The organism is Leminorella richardii (assembly GCF_900478135.1).
GTDB lineage: Bacteria > Pseudomonadota > Gammaproteobacteria > Enterobacterales > Enterobacteriaceae > Leminorella > Leminorella richardii.
This window is the reverse complement of record NZ_LS483470.1, coordinates 1,284,285-1,309,265: the sequence shown is the minus strand read 5'-3', so window position 1 is coordinate 1,309,265 and position 24,981 is coordinate 1,284,285. Positions and strand designations below refer to the sequence as shown.

General features: G+C 55.4%; 21 protein-coding genes and 2 pseudogenes. 1 reads left to right on the top strand and 22 read right to left on the bottom strand.

What is annotated here, in order from left to right:
* Positions 1-101: 101 nt before the first annotated feature.
* Complete coding sequence (locus DQM29_RS06220) at positions 102-824, top strand: DUF3053 family protein (protein ID WP_170126499.1); 723 nt, start codon at positions 102-104, stop codon at positions 822-824.
* Between the two features lie 121 nt (positions 825-945).
* Here DQM29_RS06220 and DQM29_RS06215 read toward each other — a convergent pair whose 3' ends face one another.
* The 22 genes and pseudogenes from DQM29_RS06215 to nuoI all read right to left on the bottom strand — a co-directional run bounded on the left by DQM29_RS06215 (position 946) and on the right by nuoI (position 24,972).
* Positions 946-1,896, bottom strand: a complete 951-nt coding sequence (locus tag DQM29_RS06215) for a bifunctional helix-turn-helix transcriptional regulator/GNAT family N-acetyltransferase (RefSeq protein WP_111739881.1) — start codon at positions 1,894-1,896, stop codon at positions 946-948.
* 209 nt (positions 1,897-2,105) lie between these two features.
* Positions 2,106-3,525, bottom strand: a pseudogene (menE, locus tag DQM29_RS06210) (o-succinylbenzoate--CoA ligase).
* Positions 3,513-4,484, bottom strand: coding sequence for an o-succinylbenzoate synthase (menC, locus tag DQM29_RS06205; protein ID WP_111739879.1), 972 nt, complete (start codon positions 4,482-4,484; stop codon positions 3,513-3,515). The pseudogene menE and the gene menC overlap by 13 nt, the downstream one beginning before the upstream one ends.
* Complete coding sequence (menB, locus tag DQM29_RS06200) at positions 4,484-5,341, bottom strand: 1,4-dihydroxy-2-naphthoyl-CoA synthase (protein WP_111739877.1); 858 nt, start codon at positions 5,339-5,341, stop codon at positions 4,484-4,486. The genes menC and menB overlap by 1 nt, the downstream gene beginning before the upstream one ends.
* A 2-nt stretch (positions 5,342-5,343) precedes the next feature.
* Positions 5,344-6,144 (bottom strand): 2-succinyl-6-hydroxy-2,4-cyclohexadiene-1-carboxylate synthase, encoded by an 801-nt coding sequence (gene menH, locus DQM29_RS06195; RefSeq protein WP_232054868.1) that lies wholly within the window; start codon positions 6,142-6,144, stop codon positions 5,344-5,346.
* Positions 6,138-7,820: a 2-succinyl-5-enolpyruvyl-6-hydroxy-3-cyclohexene-1-carboxylic-acid synthase gene (gene menD / locus DQM29_RS06190; RefSeq protein ID WP_111739875.1), complete on the bottom strand. Its 1,683-nt coding sequence runs from the start codon at positions 7,818-7,820 to the stop codon at positions 6,138-6,140. Before menD ends, menH begins: the two co-directional genes overlap by 7 nt.
* Positions 7,821-8,080: 260 nt before the next feature.
* On the bottom strand, positions 8,081-8,638 hold the full coding sequence (locus DQM29_RS06185) for a DUF4303 domain-containing protein (protein ID WP_111739873.1): 558 nt from the start codon (positions 8,636-8,638) through the stop codon (positions 8,081-8,083).
* A 15-nt stretch (positions 8,639-8,653) separates the two neighbouring features.
* Positions 8,654-9,259, bottom strand: coding sequence for a YebB family permuted papain-like enzyme (locus tag DQM29_RS06180; protein ID WP_111739871.1), 606 nt, complete (start codon positions 9,257-9,259; stop codon positions 8,654-8,656).
* Between the two features lie 120 nt (positions 9,260-9,379).
* On the bottom strand, positions 9,380-11,017 hold the full coding sequence (locus tag DQM29_RS06175) for a Na/Pi cotransporter family protein (RefSeq protein WP_111739869.1): 1,638 nt from the start codon (positions 11,015-11,017) through the stop codon (positions 9,380-9,382).
* Between the two features lie 63 nt (positions 11,018-11,080).
* Positions 11,081-12,082, bottom strand: a complete 1,002-nt coding sequence (locus tag DQM29_RS06170) for a nucleoside hydrolase (protein WP_111739867.1) — start codon at positions 12,080-12,082, stop codon at positions 11,081-11,083.
* A 10-nt stretch (positions 12,083-12,092) separates the two neighbouring features.
* Positions 12,093-13,112, bottom strand: coding sequence for a LacI family DNA-binding transcriptional regulator (locus DQM29_RS06165; protein ID WP_111739865.1), 1,020 nt, complete (start codon positions 13,110-13,112; stop codon positions 12,093-12,095).
* A gap of 336 nt (positions 13,113-13,448) precedes the next feature.
* Positions 13,449-14,852 (bottom strand): MFS transporter, encoded by a 1,404-nt coding sequence (locus DQM29_RS06160; protein ID WP_111739863.1) that lies wholly within the window; start codon positions 14,850-14,852, stop codon positions 13,449-13,451.
* A 191-nt stretch (positions 14,853-15,043) separates the two neighbouring features.
* Positions 15,044-15,511, bottom strand: coding sequence for a methyltransferase family protein (locus tag DQM29_RS06155; protein WP_111739860.1), 468 nt, complete (start codon positions 15,509-15,511; stop codon positions 15,044-15,046).
* Positions 15,512-15,563: 52 nt separating this feature from the next.
* Positions 15,564-16,118, bottom strand: a complete 555-nt coding sequence (locus DQM29_RS06150; protein WP_170126498.1) for an SMI1/KNR4 family protein — start codon at positions 16,116-16,118, stop codon at positions 15,564-15,566.
* 328 nt (positions 16,119-16,446) lie between these two features.
* Positions 16,447-17,223, bottom strand: a pseudogene (locus DQM29_RS06145) (hypothetical protein); the annotation flags it as partial.
* Positions 17,224-17,250: 27 nt separating this feature from the next.
* Positions 17,251-18,567, bottom strand: coding sequence for an isochorismate synthase MenF (gene menF, locus DQM29_RS06140; protein WP_111739854.1), 1,317 nt, complete (start codon positions 18,565-18,567; stop codon positions 17,251-17,253).
* Between the two features lie 119 nt (positions 18,568-18,686).
* Entirely contained in the window at positions 18,687-20,141 is a 1,455-nt protein-coding gene (gene nuoN / locus DQM29_RS06135; RefSeq protein ID WP_111739852.1) for an NADH-quinone oxidoreductase subunit NuoN, read from the bottom strand.
* A gap of 6 nt (positions 20,142-20,147) precedes the next feature.
* A complete protein-coding gene (gene nuoM, locus DQM29_RS06130; protein ID WP_111739850.1) occupies positions 20,148-21,680 on the bottom strand; it encodes an NADH-quinone oxidoreductase subunit M in 1,533 nt (510 codons plus the stop codon).
* Positions 21,681-21,746: 66 nt separating this feature from the next.
* Positions 21,747-23,591, bottom strand: a complete 1,845-nt coding sequence (nuoL, locus tag DQM29_RS06125; RefSeq protein ID WP_111739848.1) for an NADH-quinone oxidoreductase subunit L — start codon at positions 23,589-23,591, stop codon at positions 21,747-21,749.
* Positions 23,588-23,890 carry an NADH-quinone oxidoreductase subunit NuoK gene (gene nuoK / locus DQM29_RS06120; protein ID WP_111739847.1) on the bottom strand — a complete coding sequence of 101 codons (303 nt, stop codon included), beginning with the start codon at positions 23,888-23,890 and terminating at the stop codon, positions 23,588-23,590. Before nuoK ends, nuoL begins: the two co-directional genes overlap by 4 nt.
* Positions 23,887-24,417, bottom strand: coding sequence for an NADH-quinone oxidoreductase subunit J (gene nuoJ, locus DQM29_RS06115; RefSeq protein ID WP_111739845.1), 531 nt, complete (start codon positions 24,415-24,417; stop codon positions 23,887-23,889). The genes nuoK and nuoJ overlap by 4 nt, the downstream gene beginning before the upstream one ends.
* 12 nt (positions 24,418-24,429) lie before the next feature.
* Entirely contained in the window at positions 24,430-24,972 is a 543-nt protein-coding gene (nuoI, locus tag DQM29_RS06110; protein ID WP_111739843.1) for an NADH-quinone oxidoreductase subunit NuoI, read from the bottom strand.
* Positions 24,973-24,981: the final 9 nt, after the last annotated feature.

Here is a 24,981-nt window from a genome sequence, read left to right as displayed (position 1 = left end):
TTCTCCCTCCTTTGAGGAATCCAAGGCCGAGTTAAAGTGCGGGTGATTTCTCTCATCAATCAGTACAAATCCCATGCTTCATCACGGATAGAGGAGAAATGATGTTTCCATCACCACGCAATAGCCTGAGATCTCTTTACGCCCTGCTTTTTATCATTCTCCTGTCGTCCATCGGGGGCTGCGATTTAAAAAACAAACAGCGCGACGCGTTTGCCGAATACCTGGAACTTCATATTCTTATCATGCCTACCATGACGGCCACGCAGTTAGACGATGAGCAGTTGGCGGCTTTTGGCACCTATGCCAACCACTATCGCACGCTGTCGGACTATGATGCCATTGCAGCGCCGCTGATGTTCCCCTTCAATCAGCACTTTGACCTAATGTGGAATGTAGGCAGCGCACAAAAACTACTGGATAATCGGGAAAGGCTGGCTGAGCTGCACGATGAGCTGCTGTCCGGAATCGGCAGGCTAGAACAGGCCTTCCAGCGAGCAAGCCAAATGCCGACAGATCCTGCGCTTTCAGGTGAGGTTCTTGACTTATATAACCGGTCTTTCGAGAAAACCGTCGCCCGCCCCCATCTCCTTATGATGGCGATATTCACCGCCAGTGAAAAAGCGCTAGCGGCAGAAATTGACATTGCAAACTACGTTAAAGCCCACAACGGCAAATTAGAGGCTCAGAAAAGACACCCTTCCTTTGCCACGGAAGAAGAGCGGGAAACGTACAAAAAGAAGGTGAAGTTAATGGGTGAACATTTTAACGAGGTAAAGAAGGCGGGAGTCCAGCTACGGTTAGCCTCTGAGACAAATCAGCAGTGATGCAGTGGGGCGATTGCCGCCCCATAAATTGGGCAAATCCTTTCACCTTCTTTTCGCATATTTAAATTAAGCGTATGCGGCGCGCACTCAGCGATAATATCAACTCGCCAAGAAGATTTAGTCAGAGCCTCTTGCGCGTAAACTGCTGCTCAGTCACCACGCTTCCCCACTGGCTGCCCTCTTCCTCACAGGTCAACACAAACCCGTGCGATTCATAAAGGCGCCTTGCGGCCTCCAGTCCTTTGAACGTCCAAAGCTGAGTGGCTTTAAAATTGTGCTGGTCGCAAAACGCCATAGCGGTCTCAATTAAAACCTTTCCTACGCCGCTGCCCCGGCAGCCGTCGTCCAGAATGAACCAGCGCAGGTGGGCTTCATCGTTGCCTAAATCCTGACCGTCGATCGCAATAGAACCGACGATTCGACCATTGAGCACGGCAGCCCAAACGCCATTGCGGGGATCGTCGAGGCGGCCGACAAATTCAGCAATACCGGCGGCAACCTTGCTTTCAAAAAACTGGCCAAAACCGGAATGCGTCGAGTAATACGCCGCGTGCATTTCCGCCACTCTGCCGACAAGTCCGGGGCGGTAGCCTGCTTCAATTCGAATTTTACTGGACATGGCATCTTCTTCTCCCGTTCGTCGAGACTTCAGTGCCTGGGCGTAACAGGAAATGCCCTGTGCAACCGCCTGCTGCTGGGCAGGATTAAGGCGCTGCATCGCCGTTTCTACCTGCGTGCGGCCGTAAGCGTGGATTTCCTCAACGGTACGCTGACCCTTGGCCGTCAAGCGCAGCTGTTTAAACCGACCGTCCCCATCAACGGATGATTCTTCAATTTCCCCGGCTTTAATCAGCTTGCCAAGCATTCGGCTGACACTGGACTTTTCAAGGCATAGCGCCTGTGCAAGCCGCGCCGCCGTCATGGTTTCGTTTGACTCAATCTCGAGTAGCGCATGAACAGCGGAAGGAGAGTAGTCCGTCGCCGCCAGCGTCGCATTCATAAAGCCCAGTTCGCGCACCATCATGCGGGAAGCGGAACGTATTTTTTCTATCAAGTGTGTGCTGTTTGCCATCGTAGTCAGTCCCTTATCGTTATAATTAGTTGCATAATACAACCATATATTGGCAACAATATCACGAAGACTAAAAAGAAATAGGGGGTTTAATCACATAATCGGTGGGGGATATATTTTGCTTTTTTAGATAAGAAGCGAGCCTGGCAGTGTTCTATCGATAAAACAGGCTAATACGTTAGAAAACGGCCCCGTATCGCCTGTTCAAATTAGCTATTGGTCTCCAGCCTCACCCACTCCTTCACTGCCTGCCGAGAGATCTTAATCCCCCCCTGCTTAAGGCTTTCAGGTAACAAATAGTAGGCGTCAGGAATTTGAAAGCGTGGCACTTTGTCTTCCAGCCAGACTGACAGCCTAGCGATATCAAAGTCGATATCGCTGTCGATAACCGCTACAGGCCGTTGACCGAATTCAGCGCTGTCTACTGGTACCACGAAGGCCTGATGAACGGCAGGATGGGTTGCCAGCGCCCGTTCGATATCTTCCGGCTGAATACCCTCGCCGCCGCTGAAAAACAGATTATCGAGGCGCCCCTGAACGAACAGCTCGCCTTCCCTGACTTCGCCGCGATCTCGGGTGTGATACCAGCCTTCAGCGTCAGTCAGAGGACGCACGTGCCCTTTTTGCCAGTATCCGAGCGCTTGCCCGCTCCCCTTAAGCCAAATTTCATCCCGCACGATGCGAATCTCACGCCCAGGAAGAGGAACGCCGACGCCCGCACTGGCATCCGCCTGCTTGGCGCAGGCTGTCGACGCCATCTCGGTCATGCCGTAGCCGCACCAGCAGCTGATGCCGGCCTGCTGTGCGCGAGCAGTAAGCTCAACGGGAATGGTCGCCCCCCCCCAGCAGCACCTGCTTTAACGCCAGTCCAGAGGCGGACTGCTCCAGCAGCCGCCAAAGCTGAGTGGGCACTAGCGAGGCATGAGTACAACCCGACAGGGCGTCAGATAGCGGATGCATATCGCGCTGCACTAGCGTCGCGCCCTTAAACAGCCAGCGCCAGAGAATGCCCTGACCGGACACGTGAAACAGCGGCAGAGACAGCAGCCAGCGATCATCGGCGTCAAATGTCATGCGCTGCAAAAGCCCGCGCGCGTTCGCCAAGTGAGCGGTTGGGCGGTGCACCACCGCCTTCGGCAGCCCGCTAGAGCCGGAGGTCAGCGTCATGGTCAACGAACTGTCACACGGCCATGAGGCATAGCTCGTGTCATAGCCGCCTTCGTAGTCGCAGCTTAGCAGCTCGGCGGAAAACGGCGACAGAGGAACAATCGCTGAATGCCAGACGCCATTGTGCGCACACCAACCGTAGTGGATATCAAGAGAAGGCAACAGTTCCGCCAGCAGGGATTCCGGCAGTTGAGGATTTAGAGGAAGAACGCGAGCGCCGAGCTGTAGCACAGCCAAATAGGCCAACAGCAGCTCCTCACCGTTTTTACCCCTCAGGGCGACGCCCTGCCCTTCACGCACGCCGCTCTGATAAAAGCGATCGCACAGGGCGTTCACTTCGTCCGCCAGTCGCCGCCAGGAAATCTCCTTTTGACCGCGAACAAGGGCAACCGCGTCAGGACGCTGAGTTGCCCACTGCTGCCACGGCCAGTCGAAAAACTCCGGGCAGTCTAACGGCGCCATACCACGTCCAGCGAATCAAGCCCCAGCAGCGGCAGTTCGCTGTCAGGCCACGGGCGAACCAGCTGAGACTGCATCAGGGACAGCGTATCCAGCCCCGGAATAGTATTCGGCGTTAGCCACGCGGCAATGCGGGCCAGCTGAGTCAGGCCAAAGCTGCTTTCTATCGACGAGCTGATAACCGCCATCATGCCGGCATCGTGGGCCTGCTGAACTAAGAGCTGACAGCGCTGTAGGTTGCCCACCAGCGTCGGCTTGATGACAATCGCCGCCACGCCCGGCTCGGCTTCAACCACGAAGTCAGGCTCGCGCACGCTTTCATCCCAGGCAATAGCAATGCCGGTTTCACGCGTAAACTGGCGGGATTCTTCCCGGGTTTTACAGGGTTCTTCCAAAAATTGAATGCGAGGACGCAGCTCCGGCGCAACGTACTTCACAAAGCCATCGGCCTTGGCGCGCGTCCAGCTGCGGTTGGCATCCAAACGCAGCTTAAGGTCAGGAATGGCCTCCAGCAGCAGGTTGACGATCATGCCGTCGCGCACTGCCTCATACAGGCCGACCTTCACTTTCGCTACTTTCTCGCCTTCCATCGCGCTGAGTACAGGAAACAGCTCGTCTGGGTCGCCGCTGCACAGCGGCGCTTTGCGGTAGTCTGCCTTCTCGGGAAGCAGCCCTTCCAGCTCTGCCAGAGCGCAGCTCAGACCGAAAGAGACAGAAGGCAGCGCGCAGTCAAACGCCTGCTCGCCGTTAACCCAGCTGTGTAGCCAGCCGAGAGTAGCCGATTCCGCATCGTCCAGCGTCTCTTGGGAAAACTCCGGCAGCGGGGAGATCTCTCCCCAGCCCTGCCTGCCGTTCTCTTCCAGACACACCAGCAGCCCGTCGCGCGTTTTTAACCGCTGATTGCGCAGGATAACGCCTGCCTCCATCGGCAGGCTAAAGCGGTAGAGTTCGACTCGGCGCATTACGGGTTACGCTTGAATTTGCTGAAGTCAGGCTGGCGCTTTTCGTTGAACGCGTTACGCCCCTCTTGCCCTTCTTCCGTCATGTAGAACAGCATGGTGGCGTTGCCAGCCAGCTCTTGCAGACCGGCCTGACCGTCACAGTCAGCGTTGAGTGAGGCCTTCAGGCAGCGCAGCGCCATTGGGCTATTGCGCAGCATTTCACGGCACCAGCGAACGGTTTCTTTTTCCAGATCGGCAACCGGCACGACGGTGTTGACCAGCCCCATGTCCAGCGCTTCCTGAGCGTTGTACTGACGGCACAGGAACCAGATTTCACGGGCTTTTTTCTGACCAACGATGCGAGCCATATATGATGCGCCCCAACCGCCGTCAAAAGAACCCACCTTCGGGCCAGTTTGACCAAAGACCGCGTTTTCTGCCGCGATAGTCAGGTCGCACATCATGTGCAGCACGTGACCGCCGCCAATGGAGTAACCCGCAACAGCGGCAACAACAGGTTTCGGACAGGTGCGGATCTGGCGCTGGAAGTCCAGCACGTTGAGGTGATGAACGCCGCTGGCGTCTTTATAGCCGCCGTAGTCGCCGCGCACTTTCTGGTCACCACCAGAGCAAAAGGCTTTTTCCCCTTCGCCAGTCAATACGATGGTACCGATATTGTCATCATAGCGGGCGTCAGCCAGCGCCTGAATCATTTCTTTGACCGTCAGCGGACGGAATGCGTTACGCACCTCAGGGCGGTTGATGGTGATTTTTGCAATCCCTTCCGCCGACTTGTGGTAGCGAATGTCTTGAAATCCTTCTGAGCAGTCCTGCCACTCGATGGGGGCGTACAGTTCTTCTTCACTTGGATACAGCATAGTTAGCATTCCTTTAAAAATGTGAGCAAACTTTTGGCAAACCCTTCGGGATTGCCGCTATGTGCGTTATGACCCGCCGCAGGGACAATACGCAGCGGAAAATGGTTTTCCTGCGCGATGCGCTGAAACTTGAGATCTCGTTCACCGCAAAAATAGCAAAACGGCAGCCGACGACGCTCAACCTCGTCGTTTAACCGCGCCGTTAGCCAAGGCTGGCGACCAAGGGAAGTAGCCTCAAGCATGTCGGCAACGGTCAGTGCGCTATTTTGCAGACGCTGCGCAATCGTGCGCCTGCGCGACTCTTCGTCTAAATCGGCAAACACTGGCTGCCGATACCACTCATCCAGCGCCTCACTAAAAGGCAGCTGGCGAAAGCGTTTCGCCCATCGGGCATCGTGCACTAGCCGGGCATCACGCTCGGCCGCATCGTTAAGGCCGGGGTTTCCCCCTTCAATCACTAGCCCACACAGGCCATCACGTTGACCAAAGCAGGCATGATACATGGCGGTGCGGCCACCGAGAGAGTAGCCGACGAGTATATAACGATTAATATTATAGAACAGCAGGGTTTCCGTCAGCAGTTGGCTAAGTTGAGCAAAGCCTTCTGTATCAACAGAAGCGAGCGCAACATCGTTAGACCTACCGTGCCCCGGCAAGTCTACCGTCACACAAGAATAGCCGCGGAAGTAAGGCAGCACCTTTTCCCAGTCTCGACCGTCCCCTAACAGGCCGTGAATAAACACTAGCCACGGGCGATCGCAGTCCAACGACGGCTCGGCGGGGTGAAGCGTTAGGCTTAGCAAGAAAGCCGTTCCGCGTCAGACACCAGCTGTTGCAGCGTGTGAGCGCCATCGTGCGGGGCTACTCGAAGCTCCAGCAGCAGTGTTCCGTTTGGCTGTTGCCAGTGAGTGGAGACGGCCTTCTGTAGCGCTTCCCAACTTTCTGGCTGAGCGTAGCCCAGACCAAACATCGCCGCCGCATGCTCAAAGCCAAGACCGTGAGGCATGCGGTAAAAGCGTTCTCTTTCCGCTTCCGGCGTCGGCAGCAGTGAGAAGATAGAGCCGCCGTCGTTGTTCACTACCACCAGCACTGTCGGGCGGGTAGCCTGTGCCAACAGCGCCAGCGCGTTAAGATCGTAAAGGGCTGAGATATCCCCCATTACCGCCAGCATTGGCAAGCCAGAACAGCGCTGAACGCCCGCCGCAGTAGACAGCAGGCCGTCGATGCCGCTGGCGCCTCGGTTGCTGTAAACCGGGTAGCCGACGGGAAGCTGAGCCAGCGCGTCAATCAGGCGCACAATCAGGCTGTTTCCTGCCCAAAACAGGCCGCCTTCGGGCAGCAGTTCCGGCAGGCGGCTGGCAAACTGCGCTTCGCCAAAGCGTTCCATAAGAGAGTCAACAACGTGGCGCTGCGCCTGCTCTGCCAGCGACACCAGCTCCGGTGCCCAAGGAGCCAGTTCTGTAGCTGGGTGAGCCTCAAGCCAGCGCTCAACGTCGCCCACCATGCGGCGACCGCGGTGGTTAGCCGGATCTAGCCGACCGCGAACGCTGTCGACAATCCAATATTCTTTAGGAGAACAGCCGGCCTGCCACTGCAGCATGCGCTTGCCTGTCAGGCTGCCGCCAAACTGAATCACGATCTCGGCCTGTGCTAGGCAGCCTTTAGCCTGAGGGCTGTTTAACCACAAATCAGCACAGGGAAGCGGCTGACCGCTGCTGGAAAGCACGTCGCCTAAAATTGGCCACCCTAGCCTTTTCGCCCACTCGGCTACTGCCTTCCCCTGAGACGCCGTCAGCCGCGCCGCGACAACCACACCTTTGCGAGCTCGCCACGTAGGCCAGTCAGGTTCTGTACGCAGCGCCTGCTCGCAGGGTGAAGCTAGCCAGGGAGAGCGGTCATTCCACCACTCCCCCAGCGCAGCAGACCACTCCGCGTAGGCGCTTTCATCGCCACCGTACAGCGGTTCGGCGAACGGGCAGTTAATGTGCAGCGCGCCCTGATACAGCCCCCCCATGGCATCGTCCACGGCAGACGTCAGCCAGGCAGCGGAAATATCCGGCGTCGGGCGCGGCAGAGAAAGCGTGGCGGTAGGATGCTGGGCAAAGATGTCTGTCTGGCGGATGGCCTGATTAGCTCCGCAGTCAATAAGCTCCGGCGGCCTGTCAGCAGTAAGCAATACCAGCCGTTCACCGGTCAAGCTTGCTTCAATCAGCGCGGGGTACAGGTTAGCCACCGCCGTACCGGACGTCACGATCACCGCAACGGGCTGGCGGCTAACTTTCGCAATGCCTAGCGCCAAGTGGCCAAGGCCGCGCTCGTCAAAGTGGGTATGGCAGGTGAGTTTTTTATTCGCAGCAGCGGTTAGCGTAAGCGGTGTAGATCGGGAGCCGGGGGCAATGCAGACGTGTTCGACTCCGTGGCGGGTCAGGGTTTCCAGCACGACAGAAGCCCAGCGGCGATTAAACACACTCATTGACATAGCTCTACCAGACCTATTAATTATTTGATTTTTATAAAAATAAATTTCATAACTGCCGGTTATTTTACACCAAGCGAACTCAGGCGACAACGAGTGAGGGCAATGGGCGTCACCGTATTACAACGTCTTGTTTATTGGGAAATTATAGAGGAAAGCCGCACTCACAGACGAAGAAAGGTCGCCGTTAAATAGAAAAAATGCGCGCTTTCAGAAAGGCAGACACAGTTAGATACACTTAATTTAGCGTTAAAAAATCTCGGTCAATCCAGCAGGAAGAAAGGATTATTATCAATGGCGTTAAGGCGGATCTGGCTGTCCTCCGGCTCCTCTTCGTGGTCGTAAACCAGAACTTTAAACCCTTCACTTTTTGGAATATCAGCAAAGGTCGGCGACGCCATAAAGTCAGCCATCACCTTCGACAGCAAATCTATCCAGTAGCGGTACTTTTCTTCGCCGTTCACCGAAAAGTAGTCATAGGCAACATCGTGAATGCAGTTCATCGAGCTAAAGCACTGGTACTTCCAGTCGCCAGTGTTGTACTTCAGGCTTAAGATCCCTGCGTCGGAAAGATAGTAGGCACCGTTGGCGCCGGTTTGATAGTAGTGCAGAATTTCATTGAGGTGTTTTGAAGTGGTCAAGCACAGATTAAGCTCAACCTCTTCGTGAACGTTGCAGTCAAACGCAAAGGCTGAAAAAACCTCGTTGGGATGCGCATCGACAAAACGGATAACTTCATTTTTCACAAACTGCGCGATGTCATCGGCAGAAGCTTCGGCGTAGTGTCCCAACGTAGGCGCTCTCTTAATCTGTAATTTCACTGGACGACACGTCGCCTAGTGATAATACCAGTCCGGCTCGGCTTCACTCGCCTCCGGGTGGCTGCTGTAAACCGGCTCAAGCGCTGGGTAAAACCACAGACTGGCTGGCGTCACGGTTTTGCGCTCCCAGGGGATCGATCCCAGAAACCAAAAGTTCCAGAATTGTAGCTTCGCGTTTGGATTACTGTTGAGCAGTTGATCAAAGGTTTCGATTTTTCCTATTGGAACTTCTAGCGCGTCCCGATAGATATCAAACACAAACTTTGAGCAAAACTGCCGTGAGGAGTCATATTTAAAGCCAGTGTGATAGAGCTTCCACAAACGGGAAGGCACCTGCTCGACGATGGCCTTTTTTTGATCTTCAGAAAGTCCGCCGCTGAGTCGGCGAATGCCGTAGCGACGATCGACAGAGCGTTCAATAAATCGACTTAGCGTCGTGGTGCTGGACAGCGGCACGCGGCTTTCCGCCACGATGTAGTCGCTGCCGTCATGGCCGACAATAATACCGACATGATTGCTCCAGCACAGGGAAGCGGCGGAAATCTGGCGAAACAGAGGGTGACCGATACAGGTAAAGACAACGTCGCCAACTTCATAGTCAGTAGGGTAGCCTGCTTGCATTTTGTGACTCCTTCACAGGTTTAAGCAATATCCCGTTATTTCCTATTAAAGTTAGCGAGTTAAATTGGCTTATTCAACCAAGGGGACAAACCTTTACCCTTGATTGACAAAGCTGACAAATCAGGCTGAGCTGTCTGCTTCCCCACCCTCGTCGTCCTGCACTTCAAGAACGTAATAGGCAACGGCACAAAACAGCGAGTTAAGGCGCTTCATGTCAGCTAACAGCCCCATGTGCAGCGAGCTGGTTTCCATACTTTGTAGGTTGTTCTGATGCAGTCGCTCGACGTGAGCCAGCGAATAGCGCTGGTTGAGCAGGCGAAAGCGGTGTTTGGCGCGGCGCAGCCGTCTGGCGTTATCCACCTCACCGGACAGAAATACTGACATTGCCAGATCGAGATTTTTCACCAGTCGACCGTGCAGTGTGGTCAAATCCTCTATCCCCTTTTGAGAGAAAAAACGGCGGGCGTTTAGCGATTTAGACGAAACCTCAGCCGCCATGCGGTCAATAATTTCTCCCGCCTGCTCCAGATTCACCGAGGTGCCGATAATCTCCGCCCAGCGGCGTGAATCGCTGTCGCTCAGGCTTTCCTGCGGCAGCCGAGCCAAATAAAGCTTGATGGCTTCATACAGCATGTCGCTCTGGTCTTTCAGGTGGGAAACTTCCCGCTTGTGCTGCGCGTTGCCCTGTAGCACCTGATAAAAGCCGTCCAGCATTTGGCCGACTACGTCACCAAGGCGTAGCGTTTCCCGTACGGCGTTAGCCAGCGCCAGCGACGGTGTATCCAGCGAAGCGCTATCGAGGTAGCGCGGCGTAAGCTGGGCTTCAACGATCGGCTCCTCGGGGACAAGACGCTCCATCAGACGAGAAACTGGCTGCACCAGTGGCAGCATCAGCAAACAGCGCGTCAGGTTGTAAATCACGTGAAAATAAATCACCACGTCCGCTGCGGGGAACTCGTAGGGTTTTAACCACTGCGCCAGCATCGTTACCCAAGGAATCACCATCAGGCAGCCAATCACCTTAAACAGCATGCTGCCCAATACCAGCCGCCTGGCGATAGTCCCCTGCCCTCGGCTACTGATCACCGCCAGCGCACCGCTGCCTAGGTTAGAACCAATCACCAGACATAGCGCAATATTCAGCGGCACCAGCCCCGTTGCCGCTAGCGTTGCCGTTAACAGCACTGCCGCTAGGCTAGAATAGGTGAGCATGGCAAATACGGCGCCAATCAGCAGCGCCAGAATGGCGTCCCCCGCCAGTGATGAAAACACTTCCCGCACCGCGCTGGCTTCAGTCATCGGCTTAGCCGAAACCACAATCAGCTGTAGCGCCAGAAGGATCAGCCCTAGGCCGATAACCGCCCGGCCAACCTGACCCACTCTGGTTTTCTTTTGGCTAAGAAACGCAATTACGCCGAACAGGATCAGTAAAGGGGACAGCCATGAGAGATCGAAAGTTAATACCCGCGCCATTAGCGCGGTGCCTACGTCAGCGCCAAGCAGAATAGTCAGCGCCGGAGAGAGGCCAATCAGCCCCTGAGCCACAAACGAAATCACCAGCAGCGCGGTAGCGTTGCTGCTCTGCACCAGTGCCGTAACGCCCAAACCGGCAACGAAGGCATTACTCTTTTTGCTGACGCTGGCACCGATAATCCGACGCAGGTTAGCGCCGAATATCCTCATCACTCCAGTGCGAACGATGTGCGTACCCCACACCAGTAAGGCAACAGAAGAGAGTAAGTGCAGCAGCGTTAACATAGTGGCGTCCTGTCGCTCCACGCTAGCGTGGAGGCTATCTTAGTAAAAACAGTCGGTGGCGACTCAGGCTTCAGCGCTAGCGCCCTTGCTTTGGCTCAGGGTACGATAAATGATAGACAGCAGCTTTTGGTTATCCACTTGATGCAGTATTTCTATCGGCTGGCCCTGAGGTGGCGCAATGCCGACATCCAGCCTTAAGCTTTCCGGATCCCAGCGCCAAGTTGTACCTCGCGCCATTCCCCCTTCCAGAGCAACGTCAACATATTGCCGCAGACTTGTTGCAACACTTTTATCCAACAGCCATGCCACGGTCAATACATCATGGATCCAGCAGCCCGGAAGTCGGCGAGTCTCCATGGAGTAGCGGATCCAGGGGCGCACCGTCTCAACCAGATAGTCTGTTAACGGCGAACCGATGCCAGCGATCTTGTCCAAATCATCAAGCACCATTTGGGTCTGTACCGTTGCGTCCATCGGTACCAGCGTAATATTCGCGCCGCTGGTCAGCACCACGTGGGCAGCTTCGGGGTCAATACCGAAGTTAGTGTCTTTAATATAGCCATCAACGTTAAATACGCCACCCATAACAATGATTTCTTTCACCTTTTCTGCCATCTCGGGATACAGGTGCAGGGCGTGAGCGACGTTGGTTAAAGGCCCGATAGCAATCAGCGTAATCTCATTAGGGTTATTGCAAATAAGCTCTCCGATAGCGTGAGCAGCCAACGGTCGCTCGCTAGGCACCGCGTGCGGTGTAGGCACGTCGCGCCATAGGTCTATCAGCCCAGAGCGTACGGCACCGTTATCCAGTTTGTCTCGCCACGGGGCTGAGGGCTCCACCAGCGCACGCGATGCCCCGCGACGCACCGGAATATCAAGCCCCATGCGCTCAGTCAGCGCGCGCGCTACGGAAAAACCGACGTCGCTGGGGGTATTTCCCGCCACGGTGGTAATCAACTCTAGGCTGATTTCAGGCGCGGCCATGGCGACCGCCAGAGCAAGCCCGTCGTCCACGTTGGCGCCAGCAACGCCGTTCCCCGGATCGCAATCAATAATTAAACGCATAGGCTGTTTTTCACTTAGTCAATTTTGTGCAACATCCACACGACTCGCCGATAAGCAGGTCAAACGAAAACTCCCGCAGCTCCGGCGTGTCGTTCCAGTTTTTCAGCATCTCTATCGCCGCCTTGGCCATGGCTTTCACCGGCTGTCGCACGTGAGTCAGGGAGGGGACGTTAAACTCCGACTCCACCGTTCCGTTAAAACACACCAGCGCCAGTTCTTCGGGAACCTTAACATCCCTCTCAGAAAGCGCCCTCAGGCAGCCTAGAGCCTGTAGCTCGTTAGTGGCAAACAGCGCCCGGGGAAGTCGCCCCTCAAGCATACGGCTCGCCGCCTGATAGCCTCCTTCACGGGTATAGGTAGTGGGAAATATCCACTCCTCCCTTACCGGCAGCTTGGCGGTTTGCAGCGCCTCACGCCAGCCGCTGATGCGGTCTTGGGTGTTCAGCATCTCTCTGGGGCCGCAGATAATGGCGATATCGCGATAGCCGTGCTCAATCAGGTGACGAGTCGCCTGAAACGCCGCTGCCCTTTCATCGACCCGAATAGCGGTGACGTTGAGCGCAGGATCAACGCGATCAAGCATGATAAACGGCGTTCCTGACGCCTGAATCAGCTCGATATAGGGGTGACGGTCAACGCTGGTATACAGCAGGCCATCAACCTGACGGTGCAGAAGGTTATTGATAAGCTCCAGCTCTCGCTGGCGGTTGTCCCCCGCATCCCCCAGCAGCAGCACCTGCCCGTGCTCAAAGGCCTCTTGTTGAAGCGAGTGCGCCAGTGAGGAAAGAAACGGGTTGGCGATGTTAGGAATAATCAGTCCATAGGTCCGCGTTGTTCCCGACGCCAGCGCCCTGGCTATGCCGTTAGGGCGATAGCCAGTCTTTTTAATGGCATCAAGAACCCGCTGACGGGTCGCTTCGGCTACTGGGCGAGGCCCGTTATTAATCACATAGCTGACGACAGCAACCGACGTTCCCGCCTCTTTGGCGACGTCAGCGCGCGTGACGCGACGAGGATGTTGATTTAGCACAGCGTATCCACCTACCTTAACGGACAGAGATATACCCTAAATAATTCGAGTTGCATGACAAAACGCCGATGGCGTTTTGAACAGCGCTTGCGCTGGCCCTGTAAGGGTGAGTCCCGTAGGGGCGAATCACGCGGCAACGCAGCGAATCCCCAGTCACTTACATAAGTAAGTGACTGGGGTGAGCGAGGAAAGCCAACGCACAGGCAACTTGAAGTATGACGGGTACAAAACACCCAATAATCAAACCGTTGTATAGCATACCTAACCCCATGCCTGAAAAATACCGACTGGAGCAAGAACTCGCGCTCCGCGCCGGCATTTTTCCCCAAAGCGCGCTTAAATGGCATCTTCCGGCAGGTTGAGGTCGCGGCCGCGCGTTTCCGGCGCAAAGAACGTGGTCACTAGTCCAATTCCCGCCATCACCATAAAGTAGACGGCGATCGGCCACCAGTGGCCGGCAAACGACAGCATAAACGACGCCACCAGCGGTGCAGTACCGCCAGACATAATAGATCCCAGCTCTTTGGCAACCGCCATTTTGCTGTAGCGGTTTGTCACCCCAAACAGCTCAACGCCCCACGCCGCCTGTACGCCGAAAATACCCAGTGACGCCAGCAGCATACCGACGATAATTGTCAGGATAACGATGGTCGGATCGCGGGTATCCAGCAGCATAAATGCCGGCACCGCGTAGAGCACCAGCAGCAGGCAGTACCAGCGATAGGTAATGCGACGGCCAAAGCGGTCAGACAGCCAGCCGGACAGAGGAATAATCAAGAAGCCCAGCAGAGAGGCAATAAACACTGCCATGGTCGGCACGGATTTATCCACCGCCAGCACTTTCGCCACATAGCCAACGATAAAGCCCTGAGCCAAATAGGAAGGGCCGTTCTCGCCAATGCGAAGTCCAACCATGATCCAGAAAGCCTTGGTACGCTGCCAGAAGCTCTTCTGCTCGCCGACCTCTTGCTCATGCTTGCGCCCCTCTTCCATCGCCGCGCGGCGCTGCTGTTCCAGCACCTGCTTTTGGCGTTCAAACACCGGCGTTTCGCGCATGTGGCGACGAATAAACAGCGCCACGGCGGCAATCAGGATGCTGGAAAGGAACGGAACGCGCCATCCCCACTCAAGCAGCGTGTCGCGATCCATTTGCAGCACCAGAAGCCATACCATTGACGCCAGCAGCGTACCGCTGTTAGAGCCTAGAGCGATAATGGAAGACACCAGACCACGACGCTCTGAAGGAGCATACTCCCCCAGCATTACCGCACCGCCTGAAAGCTCAGCCCCTGCGCCCAGCCCCTGCATAAATCGCAACAGTGCCAAACAGGCAGGAGCCCACAGGCCAATAGTCGCATAGCTTGGGATAAGCCCAATCAGCGTCGTCGATGCCCCCATTAAGGTGATAGTGACCACCATCACCAGCTTGCGCCCCTTGCGGTCACCCAGCCAGCCAAACAGCAAAGCGCCAATAGGACGGGCGATGAAGCCGACCGAATAAGTGGCAAAACTGGAAATCAGCGCCACGATAGGCGTTGCGTTTGGGAAAAAGACGTCGCCGAAGATGATCCCCGCCGCCAGCCCGTAAAGGGCAAAGTCAGCGTATTCCATCGTGGTTCCCAACCAGCAGGAAAACGTCGCTCGCCAGAAGTCCTTGCGCCCTTCCTCTGTGGTTAGGCGCTCGTCCGCAGCAAGCTGCTCAGACTGAGGGACTGCGCCAGAATCATGGGTTATTGTCATTATTAAGATCCTTGTTTTGGTCTAACGGATATCGATCTGACTGGCACGCTGACTTTGTACACACCCAAAGCCAACGCATTTTTTCGTGAGTGTATCTACTCGCGTAGATAGATCAAGTCTACTCGCGTAGATTGTAATGTTGATCACATTTCACACGAGTGACAGTCTGATGAACGTTCGATGACGGAGAGTTAAATCCAGCGCCGCACGCGCTGTCGATAAAGGCGATAGCGCTCGCCAAAGCGCGCCTCCAACGCCCGCTCTTCCGGCACAATTTGAAAGCGGGTGATATAGACGATAAACAGCACCACGGCGATCAGCGCAAAGAGGCTGGTAAGAAAAAAGCAGAGGCTCAGCAGCAGCAAGGCCAGCGCCAGATACATAGGATTACGGGAAAAGGCGTACAGCCCGCTTTCAACCAGAGACGTAGCCGCTTCTACGCGAAGCGGATTCACTGTCGTTTTGGCTCGCCAAAAGGCCGTTAGACTCGCGAGACCAATAGCGCCGGAGGCCATAAAGCAAAGAGCAGACAGCGACCAGCTCACCGCCAGAGGAAAAGTACACTGAGGAAATAGCCAATACAGGCAGTAGGCCAGCAGCGCGCTGGCAGTAAAAATCAGCGGAGGGGGAATGCGGAGTTCGAGATGAGATAGATTCATAAAATTGTACTCTTAGCACGACGTGGCTCAAATGAAGAACTCGTTGAACGTATTAATTGACCATCTCCCGCCAAAAAGACGAGTTCATCTGTGCTCCAACCGCTTTTTGTATTTGCTCCTCTGTACCAGCGCAAAGAAACGCAGTGCCAACACCACAAACAAAAAGGCTAAAGTTGGAAGCAATCCGCTCAAAATCATCTACTGAAGATTCGCTAGTCATTGCATATACTGCGCCATCATACGTATTCAGTAAAATGGTGTAAGGATCAGTCAAAGCTATAACAACAATACCTTCCGGGCGTCTATCACCAACCCACCACGTGTTGAAATCATTATCCTGATTGGCTTCAACCAGAAATGGAAAATAGGCTTCTCCATTAGAGCTAAACTGGACTTTACCTAAAGAAAAAGAGTCAAAATCATAGTCTGAAGTTAATGCTTTAAAATCTTCCGGAAAATCAATCGCCAAAGTTTGCTCTACTGTTTTGATGTCACTAGAAGCAATCGCTTTCTTCTTAAGAATTAGATAGCCCAAGTCCATATCTTTATCAAACGGTAGAAATTTCTCGCTCAGTCGGCGCTCTATCTCCTCAATAGGTAATAACACTTTCATCCTCTCGATTATTAAAGACCCCTCGTCCAAATATCTTATCGCCTTACTCGCTCACCCAAAGCGTAAAAGGACCGTCCCCACCATCCTCATCCAGCGAGCCATAGAACCGTGCCGGTTGCCGATCGTTAATCAGCTGGCTCAGGGCTTCTTTACGCCGCAGCCCGTCGGCAGTACCGCTTAAGATGCGTCTCCCCTGTGGTGAATCGACCGTCAGTACCATAGAGCGAAGCCACGATGACAGAAAACGTCCGTCATCTGTCTCAAACTGTATCTTCTCATCGTCCCCTAGCTGATAGCGCACAGCGTTAATCGACCGAACGTTGGACAGATCCGGCGCTGTCGGATGTCGCCCAACCTTCACGGTGTGAACCACACGCTGATTAGGGCGGTGGGTAAACCGCGTAAGCACAGGATAGCTCAACTTGCCGAACCGACCGGTTACGCGCTGCCATCGAGCGTCTGCGACCTGATACAGGTCGGTAATCCAGTATCCGTCGCTAAAGTGCATCGTCAACAGCTGTGCCCGCCCGTTTCCCTTGAGATCGAGCAGATCGTCAATGCCCTTCTTATCAGTGCTGTAGTAGAAGCCCCAGGTTTCTAGCAGCACTGGCCTACCGTCTTGCTCAAAGGTAATGATTTCCAGCCGAGAATCGGGCGCCATGCCGTTACCGGCATTTGGCACCAGCATAATCACATCTTGAATACCATTACGATCGAGGTCTGCTCTATAGATTTCTGCGCCGCCAGCGGCAGAGTAGAGGCTACCGGTATACACTTTCCACGGTTTTCCCGCCTTGTCGAAGCCTTCAAATACCCACTCTTCTGGGTAGCCGTCCTCTTCGGAAACCAGTCGCAGCGTTACGCCGGATACACCCGCCTGTGGAAAATGCCACTCAGGTAGCCGCTTTGGCTCACTGCTTTCTTCTTCGGGGAACAGCTCAGCAGGCGTAGGAATGGTTAACAGATGCTTCATCCCGCGCTTTTTAGCAAACTCAGCGCGGGGCATCGGCAAGTAACCCTCAAAGGCAGCGCTAGCCGAGAAGGCAAAAAACAGCGTTAATAACGCCAGCGCGATAAAATGAAACAGTCCGTTTTTCATCGTAATTTTTTATCGAAGAAGAGGAAATTACGCCTCCTGCTCCAGCAGCGTTCTCAGCCCAGCGGCTTTGTTTTCAATCTCTAGCCACTCTTCTTCAGGATCGGAGCCGGCAACGATGCCCGCCCCGGCGTATAGATGTATTTTATCGTCTTCAATCAGCGCTGAACGCAGAGAAACAGCAAACTCACTACGCCCCGCTGAAAGATAACCGGCAGAACCGGCGTACCAGCCGCGGGTAAAGGGCTCGTTTTGTACAATAAACTGTCTGGCGGGTTCTCTGGGCAAGCCTGCCACGGCCGCTGTGGGCTGTAGCCGCTGTAGCGTATCGGCATCGTCTACCTCGGCAAGCGTGGCGTGAATAGCGCGCTTAAGGTGTTGCACCTTACGCAGGCGAACAATTTCCGCTGGCAGAACGTCTATCGCCTGCGTTCCTCCCTGCAGGCGCTGGCAGATGTCGTCCACGACCAGCATGTTTTCGTGCTGGTTTTTTTTGTCCTGCATTAGCCATTCACCGAGCGCTTTGGCTTTTTCGTCGTCCGGCGAACCGGCTACCGTTCCAGCCAGCGCTTCGGTCGTCAACCGCTGCCCCTTGCGCAGGAACAGGCATTCAGGAGACGAGCCCAAAAAGGCCTTTTCATCGTCCATGCGCATCATAAAGTGAAAGCAGCGGTGGTTAACTTTCTGACTGGCGTTAAGAAACGCCGCCGGATTGAGCGGCTTATTAAGAGTCAGCGTTGAACGGCGCGCCAGCACCACTTTGTCGAACCGTTTGTTAGCTATTTCCGACAGAGCCTGCCGCAGCAGAGAGCACCACCCCTCTTTTTCGGGCTGGTGGTGAACGTCAAGCACGGAGGCGTTAATAGAAGGCAAAGGCTTTGAGGGAACCAGCGCCGTCAGCGTTTTTTGTGCTCGCTGAACGTCGTCGGCCAGAGAGCTTTCGCTGTACAGATTAACCGCCAGTCGCACCCCCTGCTCGTCGCGCAGTAGCTCAACGCGGGGTAAAAACAGTGCTCCCTTTGGCACCGCTGTCTCTGAAGTATCAACGCGATCAAAAGCGTTTAATCCCCAGATGCGCATATCCTGACGCCCGCTATCCACCAGAAAGCGATAGGCGGCGCGGGCATCGTGAAAGCCAACCACTTCACCGCAGACGGCAAACTCTTCGCGACCGTCGCGCTGACGCCAGTAGAACTGCGGAAACAAAGACTGGGCCGACAGCCAGCCAAGCAGCGAACGAACCGTCAACGGCAGCGACAGCTCAACGCGCGCCCATCCAGGCTCCGGGCGCGCAGCGTCCTGCAAACGTTGATGCAGCTGCTTGACCAGTTCAGATATTTGCTTCACGACGACCTCTTGAGCCTAAAAACTAAAACAACGGATTATACGGCGCTTCACCGACAAAAACAGGTAAAAAAATACCGGTCCTTCAGGACCGGCATTTAATCATCTAGGATTAGCCTTGATTACATGGGAAACGCATACTTCGCCAGCGCAATCAGCGGCTCTGGGTAGAGACCAAAGAACACAACGGCCACTGCCGACAGCAGCACAACCACACCGCCCGCGGTAAGCGCCCAGTTGCTCGGCGTATCGCGCTTAAGCTCCTGCGGTGCTTCCAGATACAGGCTCACCATGACGCGCAGATAGTAGTACAGGCCGATGGCGCTGCCCGCAACGACTGTCGCCGTCAGCCACCACAGGTCGGCGCTCACACCGATAGCGATAACGTAGAACTTACCGATAAAGCCCAGCGTCATCGGCACCCCAGCCAGAGACAGCATCATCACTGTCAGCACTGCCGACAGGATTGGCTTGTGCCAGAACAGGCCGCGGTAAGCGTGCAGGGACTCTGCATCCGGCCCGGTATAAGGGCTAGACATCAGGCTGACTACGCCGAACGCGCCCAGGCTGGCGAACAGGTAACCGGCCAGATAAACGTTCACCGTTTCGATGGAAAGCTGATTGCCCTGAACGGCGATCAGCGCCACCAGCAGGTAGCCCAAGTGTGCGATAGAGGAGTAGCCCAGCATGCGCTTGATGTTGCTCTGACTGATGGCAAGCATGTTGCCGAACAGAATCGAACAGAAAGCGATAATCGCCAGCACCGTGCGTACTGACTCGCCGTCAGCCACTGGCGCGTACATAAACATCCGCACCAGCGCGCCAAAAATGGCGATCTTGCTGGCGGTGGCTAGGAAGGTAGATACCGGTGCAGGCGCGCCCTGATAAACGTCCGGCGTCCACAGCTGGAACGGCACCAGAGACAGCTTAAAGCCGAAGCCAACCAGCATCATGCCCAGGCCGATAATCAGCAGCGGCTGATGCAGCGCGCCGTCGCTCATGCTGTTACCCAGCGCGGCGAAAGACAGCCCGCCGGTGCCCGCGTACAGCAGCGCCATACCGAACAGCAGGAAAGAAGAGGCCGCCGCGGACAGCACCATGTACTTAATGGCAGCTTCCAGCGAACGCTTCTGACGATAGGCATAGCCCACCAGGCCAAACAGCGGCAGCGAGAGCAGCTCAATACCGATAAACAGCGAGGCTAGGTGGTTAGAACAGGCCAGAACCACCCCGCCCAGCGCCGCAATCAGCACCAGCAGGTAAAACTCTTCTTTGTTGTCCGGATAGCCCGCAAGCCACGGATAGGCGAAAGTACAGGTTGCCAGGCTGGCCAGCAGCACTAGCCCGATAAAGAAGACCGAGAAGCCGTCCACTTTGAGCAGCGGCGTCACATCCATGGCTGGCTGCTGCCCAACGATGAACAGCGAAAGCAGCGCAACGTTGAGGCCAATAACCGCAATCGTCGCATTCAGGAAGTGATCGCGTCGCCACGCAATGGACAGCATCACAACCACCACGGTTAATCCAACGATTAACAGCGGTAACAGAGCAAGCATATGTTGTGCAGTGAGTGTCATGGCGATTTACTTTCCTATAGACATGTCTGGTGATACGGGAGCCGCAGCGCTAAACCACTGAGAGATGGTCGTGACGGCAGAGTGCGACGTATCCAGAACCGGCTGAGGGTAAACGCCTAACAGGACTAACAGCACGACCAGCATCAGGATCATAATCAGCTCGCGCGCATTCAGCCCCGCAATCGGCTGGTCTGACTTAGGCGCACCGTAGTAAGCGCGCTGCATCATAATCAGTGAGTACACCGATGCGAATACCAAACCAAAGGTAGCAACGATAGTAATGGTTGGAACCACACTATAGCTGCCGAACAGAATCATAAATTCGCCAACGAAGTTGCCGGTACCCGGCATCCCCAGCGTCGCCACGGCAAAGAACAGGGACAGCGCAGGCAGGTAGCGAATGCGCTTCCACAGGCCGCCCATCTCGCGCATATCGCGAGTGTGCAGACGCTCGTACAGCTGGCCGCTGATGATAAACAGCCCCGCCGCTGACAGGCCGTGAGCAATCATCTGCGCCACGGCGCCCTGATAGGCCAGCACGCTGCCGCTGTAGATAGCGATCATCACGAAGCCCATGTGGGAAATACTGGTGTAGGCGATAAGGCGCTTGATGTCCGTTTGAACGAACGCCATCCACGCGCCGTAGAAGATACCGATAACGCCCAGCCACATAGCTATTGGCGCAAACGCGTGAGAAGCCTCAGGGAAGAACGGCAGCGTAAAGCGCAGCAGGCCGTAGGCCGCGGTTTTCAACAGCAAACCCGCTAGGTCGACAGAACCTGCCGTGGGTGCCTGACTGTGCGCGTCCGGAAGCCAGCCGTGGAGCGGCACTACCGGCATCTTCATCGCAAAAGCGATAAAGAAACCCAGCATCAGCAGATACTGCATACCGTAAGACATCGGCGTATTAAGCAGGTCTTCGTAGTTGAAGGTCATTACGCCGGTGGCCTTGAAGTGTACAAACACCAGACCGACGATAGCAATCAGCATGAACAGGCTGCTGGCCTGCGCATAGATAAAGAACTTAGTTGCTGCGCTGATGCGGGTTTTGCCGTCAGACCCCTTATGCCCCCACAGGGCGATAAGGAAGTACATTGGCACCAGCATGATTTCCCAGAAGAAGAAGAACAGGAACATGTCGACAGCCATGAACACGCCCATCACGCCGCCCAGGATCCACAGCAGGTTCAGGTGGAAAAAGCCCTGAGAGCGCTGCCCTTCTGTCCATGAACAGACGATAGCCAGAATGCCCAGAAAGGCCGTCAGCACCACCATCAGCAGGGACAGACCGTCCAGCGCCAAGTGGATCTGAATGCCGAGACTCGGGATCCAGTTAATGCGGAACGGTTCGCCTATCCACAGGTTTTGGGCGGACGTCACGGTAAATCCGGCATCCATCCACAGGTACAGTGAAAGGAGCAGCGTCAGCCCCATCGAAAGCAGCGCTACCCAGCGTGGCGCCTGTTTGCCCAGGCGCTCGCTCGGCCAGCACAGAAAGCCGCCGATAAAGGGTAAAAGTATTAGCCAAGGTAGTAGCATGGCGTTTTGTATCCTTTATTTGAAAAACTTTAAACCGATTCGTCTTTAAGTTATTCAGTTATTCGGTTAAACCAACAGCAACAGAGCCAATACGACCACTGCCCCCATGCCGACCGATGCAGCATACCAGCGCAGCATTCCGTTCTCGCTCACCGCCAGCGTGCGGTTGCACAGGCGGACAAACGTGCCGAACAGGTTCATCATCGAGTTCATCGGGTCGCGTTGAATCAGCTTTGCCACGGCCAGATAAGGCTTCACAAACACCTTGTCGTACAGCCAGTCAAAGCCCCATGCGTTGTACCACCAGGTGGACAGGAACTTGCCCGGGCCGCTTTGCGCAATGGCATTCACCAGTTGACGCTTGCCGAGGTAAAGCACAACCGCCGCCAGAATACCAACAATCGCTACGCCGCCAGAGACCATTTCCAGCATCAGCTTGCCCTCTTCCGGCAGATTGCGCACCGGCAGCACGCCGTCCAGCGGAATGGCCAGGAATGCGCCAACTGCAGTAGAAAGCACCAGCAGCACAATCAGAGGCAGAGAGTGGGAAATGCCGCCAACGGAGTGCGCGTGGGTTTTCTCTTCGCCGTGGAACACGATAAAGATCATGCGGAAGGTATACAGCGACGTCAGGAAGGCGCCGACCAGCCCTGCCAGCATCAGGTTAAAGTGGCCTGCTGCATAGGCATCAAACAGGATCTTGTCCTTACTGAAGAAGCCGGAAGTTACCAGCGGCAGCGCCGACAGCGCCGCGCCACCAACCAGGAAGCAGAGGTAAACCAGTGGGATCTTCTTACGCAGGCCGCCCATTTTGAAAATGTTTTGCTCGTGGTGGCAGGCCAGAATGACCGAACCCGACGACAGGAACAGTAGCGCTTTGAAGAACGCGTGAGTCATCAGGTGGAAAATCGCCGCGTCCCACGCCTGCACGCCAAGCGCCAGGAACATGTAGCCCAGCTGACTCATGGTCGAGTAGGCCAACACGCGCTTGATATCGGTTTGCACCAGCGCCGCGAAGCCCGCCATCAGCAGCGTAATCGCGCCGACAATGCCCACTAGATTCAGCACCTCAGGCGCCAGCAGGAACAGACCGTGGGTACGGGCGATAAGGTAAACGCCCGCGGTGACCATGGTCGCCGCGTGGATAAGCGCGGAAACCGGCGTTGGGCCAGCCATCGCGTCCGCCAGCCAGGTTTGCAGCGGAAGCTGAGCCGACTTACCGAACGCGCCACCCATCAGCATCAGGGTTGCCCAGTACATGGCGCTGTCGCCGACGGCAAACTTCTGCGGTGCCAGCACCAGCAGCTCGCGCACGTTGAGGGTGCCCAGCTCGGTGTAAAGGATAAACAGGCCAATCGCCAGGAACACGTCACCGATACGGGTCACGACGAAGGCTTTCATCGCCGCCGCGCCGTTGTTCGGATTGGTGTAGTAGAAGCCAATCAGCAGATAGCTACACAGCCCTACCCCTTCCCAGCCGAGGTACATCAGCATCAAGTTGTCGGCCAGTACCAGTACCACCATGCTGGCGATAAACAGGTTGGTATAGGCGAAGAAGCGAGAGTAACCCTCTTCACCGCGCATATACCAAGAGGCGTACAGGTGGATAAGGAAGCCTACGCCAGTCACAACGGACAGCATCGTGGCGGACAGGCTGTCCAGCGTCAGCGTGACGCTGATGTTGAAGCCGTCAACCTGCATCCAGGTCCACAACGCCTGTGAAGATACTGCCGTATGGCTGCCCTGAGACAGAAACTGATAGACAATCCACGCTGTCGTCAACGCCGACAGGCCAACTGAACCCACGCCGATAACGGCGGAGTTGTTTTCAGACCAGCGGCCGCGTGAGAACGCCAGCAGCAAGAAGCCCAGCAGCGGAAACAAAATAGTTAAAAAGAGTAAGTTATTCATCCGCGCATCTCACTGACAGAGTCGATATTCAGAGTTTGACGACGACGATGAAGCTGTAGCAACAACGCCAGACCAATACTGGCCTCTGCCGCCGCAAGGCTTATCACCAGGATGTACATCACCTGTCCATCTGGCTGCTGCCAGTAGCTTCCCGCCACGACGAACGCCAACGCTACTGCGTTGATCATGATCTCGAGGCTAATCAGAACGAACAGCAGATTGCGGCGAATCAAAAGCCCCGTCAGCCCTAGCGCGAACAGTATCGCAGCCAGTATCAGGCCGTGTTCCAATGGGATCATGCTTGTTCCTCCGTTTTCGCGTGTACGCTATCGAGGCTCTTATTCTCGCGTCCCAGATGATAGGCCACTACCAGACCCGCCAGCAGCAGCATAGACGCCAGTTCAACCGCTAACACGTAAGGGCCAAACAGGCTCACGCCGACGCGCTTGGCGTCAATCAGTTCGCCGGTAATAGACTGGCCGGAGATACTGAAAATGCCGTAACCCAGAATAATCAGCAGAACCAGACACAGCGCCGCTGGGCCAATCCAAACGCCGGGTTTAAGCCACTCGCGCTCCTGATTAGCCACGGAGTCGCCCAGATTCAGCATCATAACGACGAACACGAACAGCACCATGATGGCGCCCGCATAGACGATAATTTCCAATGCCCCGGCAAAGTAGGCGCCCAGCGAGAAAAATGTCGCCGAGATAGCCAGCAGCGACACAATCAGGTACAGCAGCGCGTGCACGGGATTGGTATGAGTGATTACCCGGAGCGTCGCTAAAACAGCGATGGCCGCGGCAACATAAAATGCAATTTCCACGTTCTCAGCTCCTTAGGGTAATAGACTCTTAAGATCGACCGGCTTGGACTCGTTCTCGGCTTCGCCTTTGCCCTTGCCTTCGATCGCCATACCGGATACCCGGTAGAAACTATAGTCAGGATATTTACCCGGCCCGGAAATCAGCAGGTCTTCTTTTTCATACACCAGATCCTGACGCTTGAAGTCTGCCATTTCGAAGTCCGGCGTCAGCTGAATAGCCGTCGTCGGGCAGGCTTCTTCGCACATGCCGCAGAAAATGCAGCGGGAGAAGTTGATGCGGAAAAACTCTGGATACCAGCGCCCGTCTTCCGTCTCTGCTTTTTGCAGTGAAATACAGCTTACCGGGCAGGCGACGGCGCACAGGTTACAGGCCACGCAGCGCTCTTGGCCGTCAGGGTCGCGGGTCAGCACGATCCGGCCGCGATAGCGCGGCGGCACGTAGATCGGCACGTCCGGATACATACGCGTGTCGCGCTTGTGAAACGCGTGGAGGAAAACCATCCACAGGCTGCGGATCTGGGTGCCAAACCCAACCACTATATCTTTTAAGGTCATGGTTCTCTC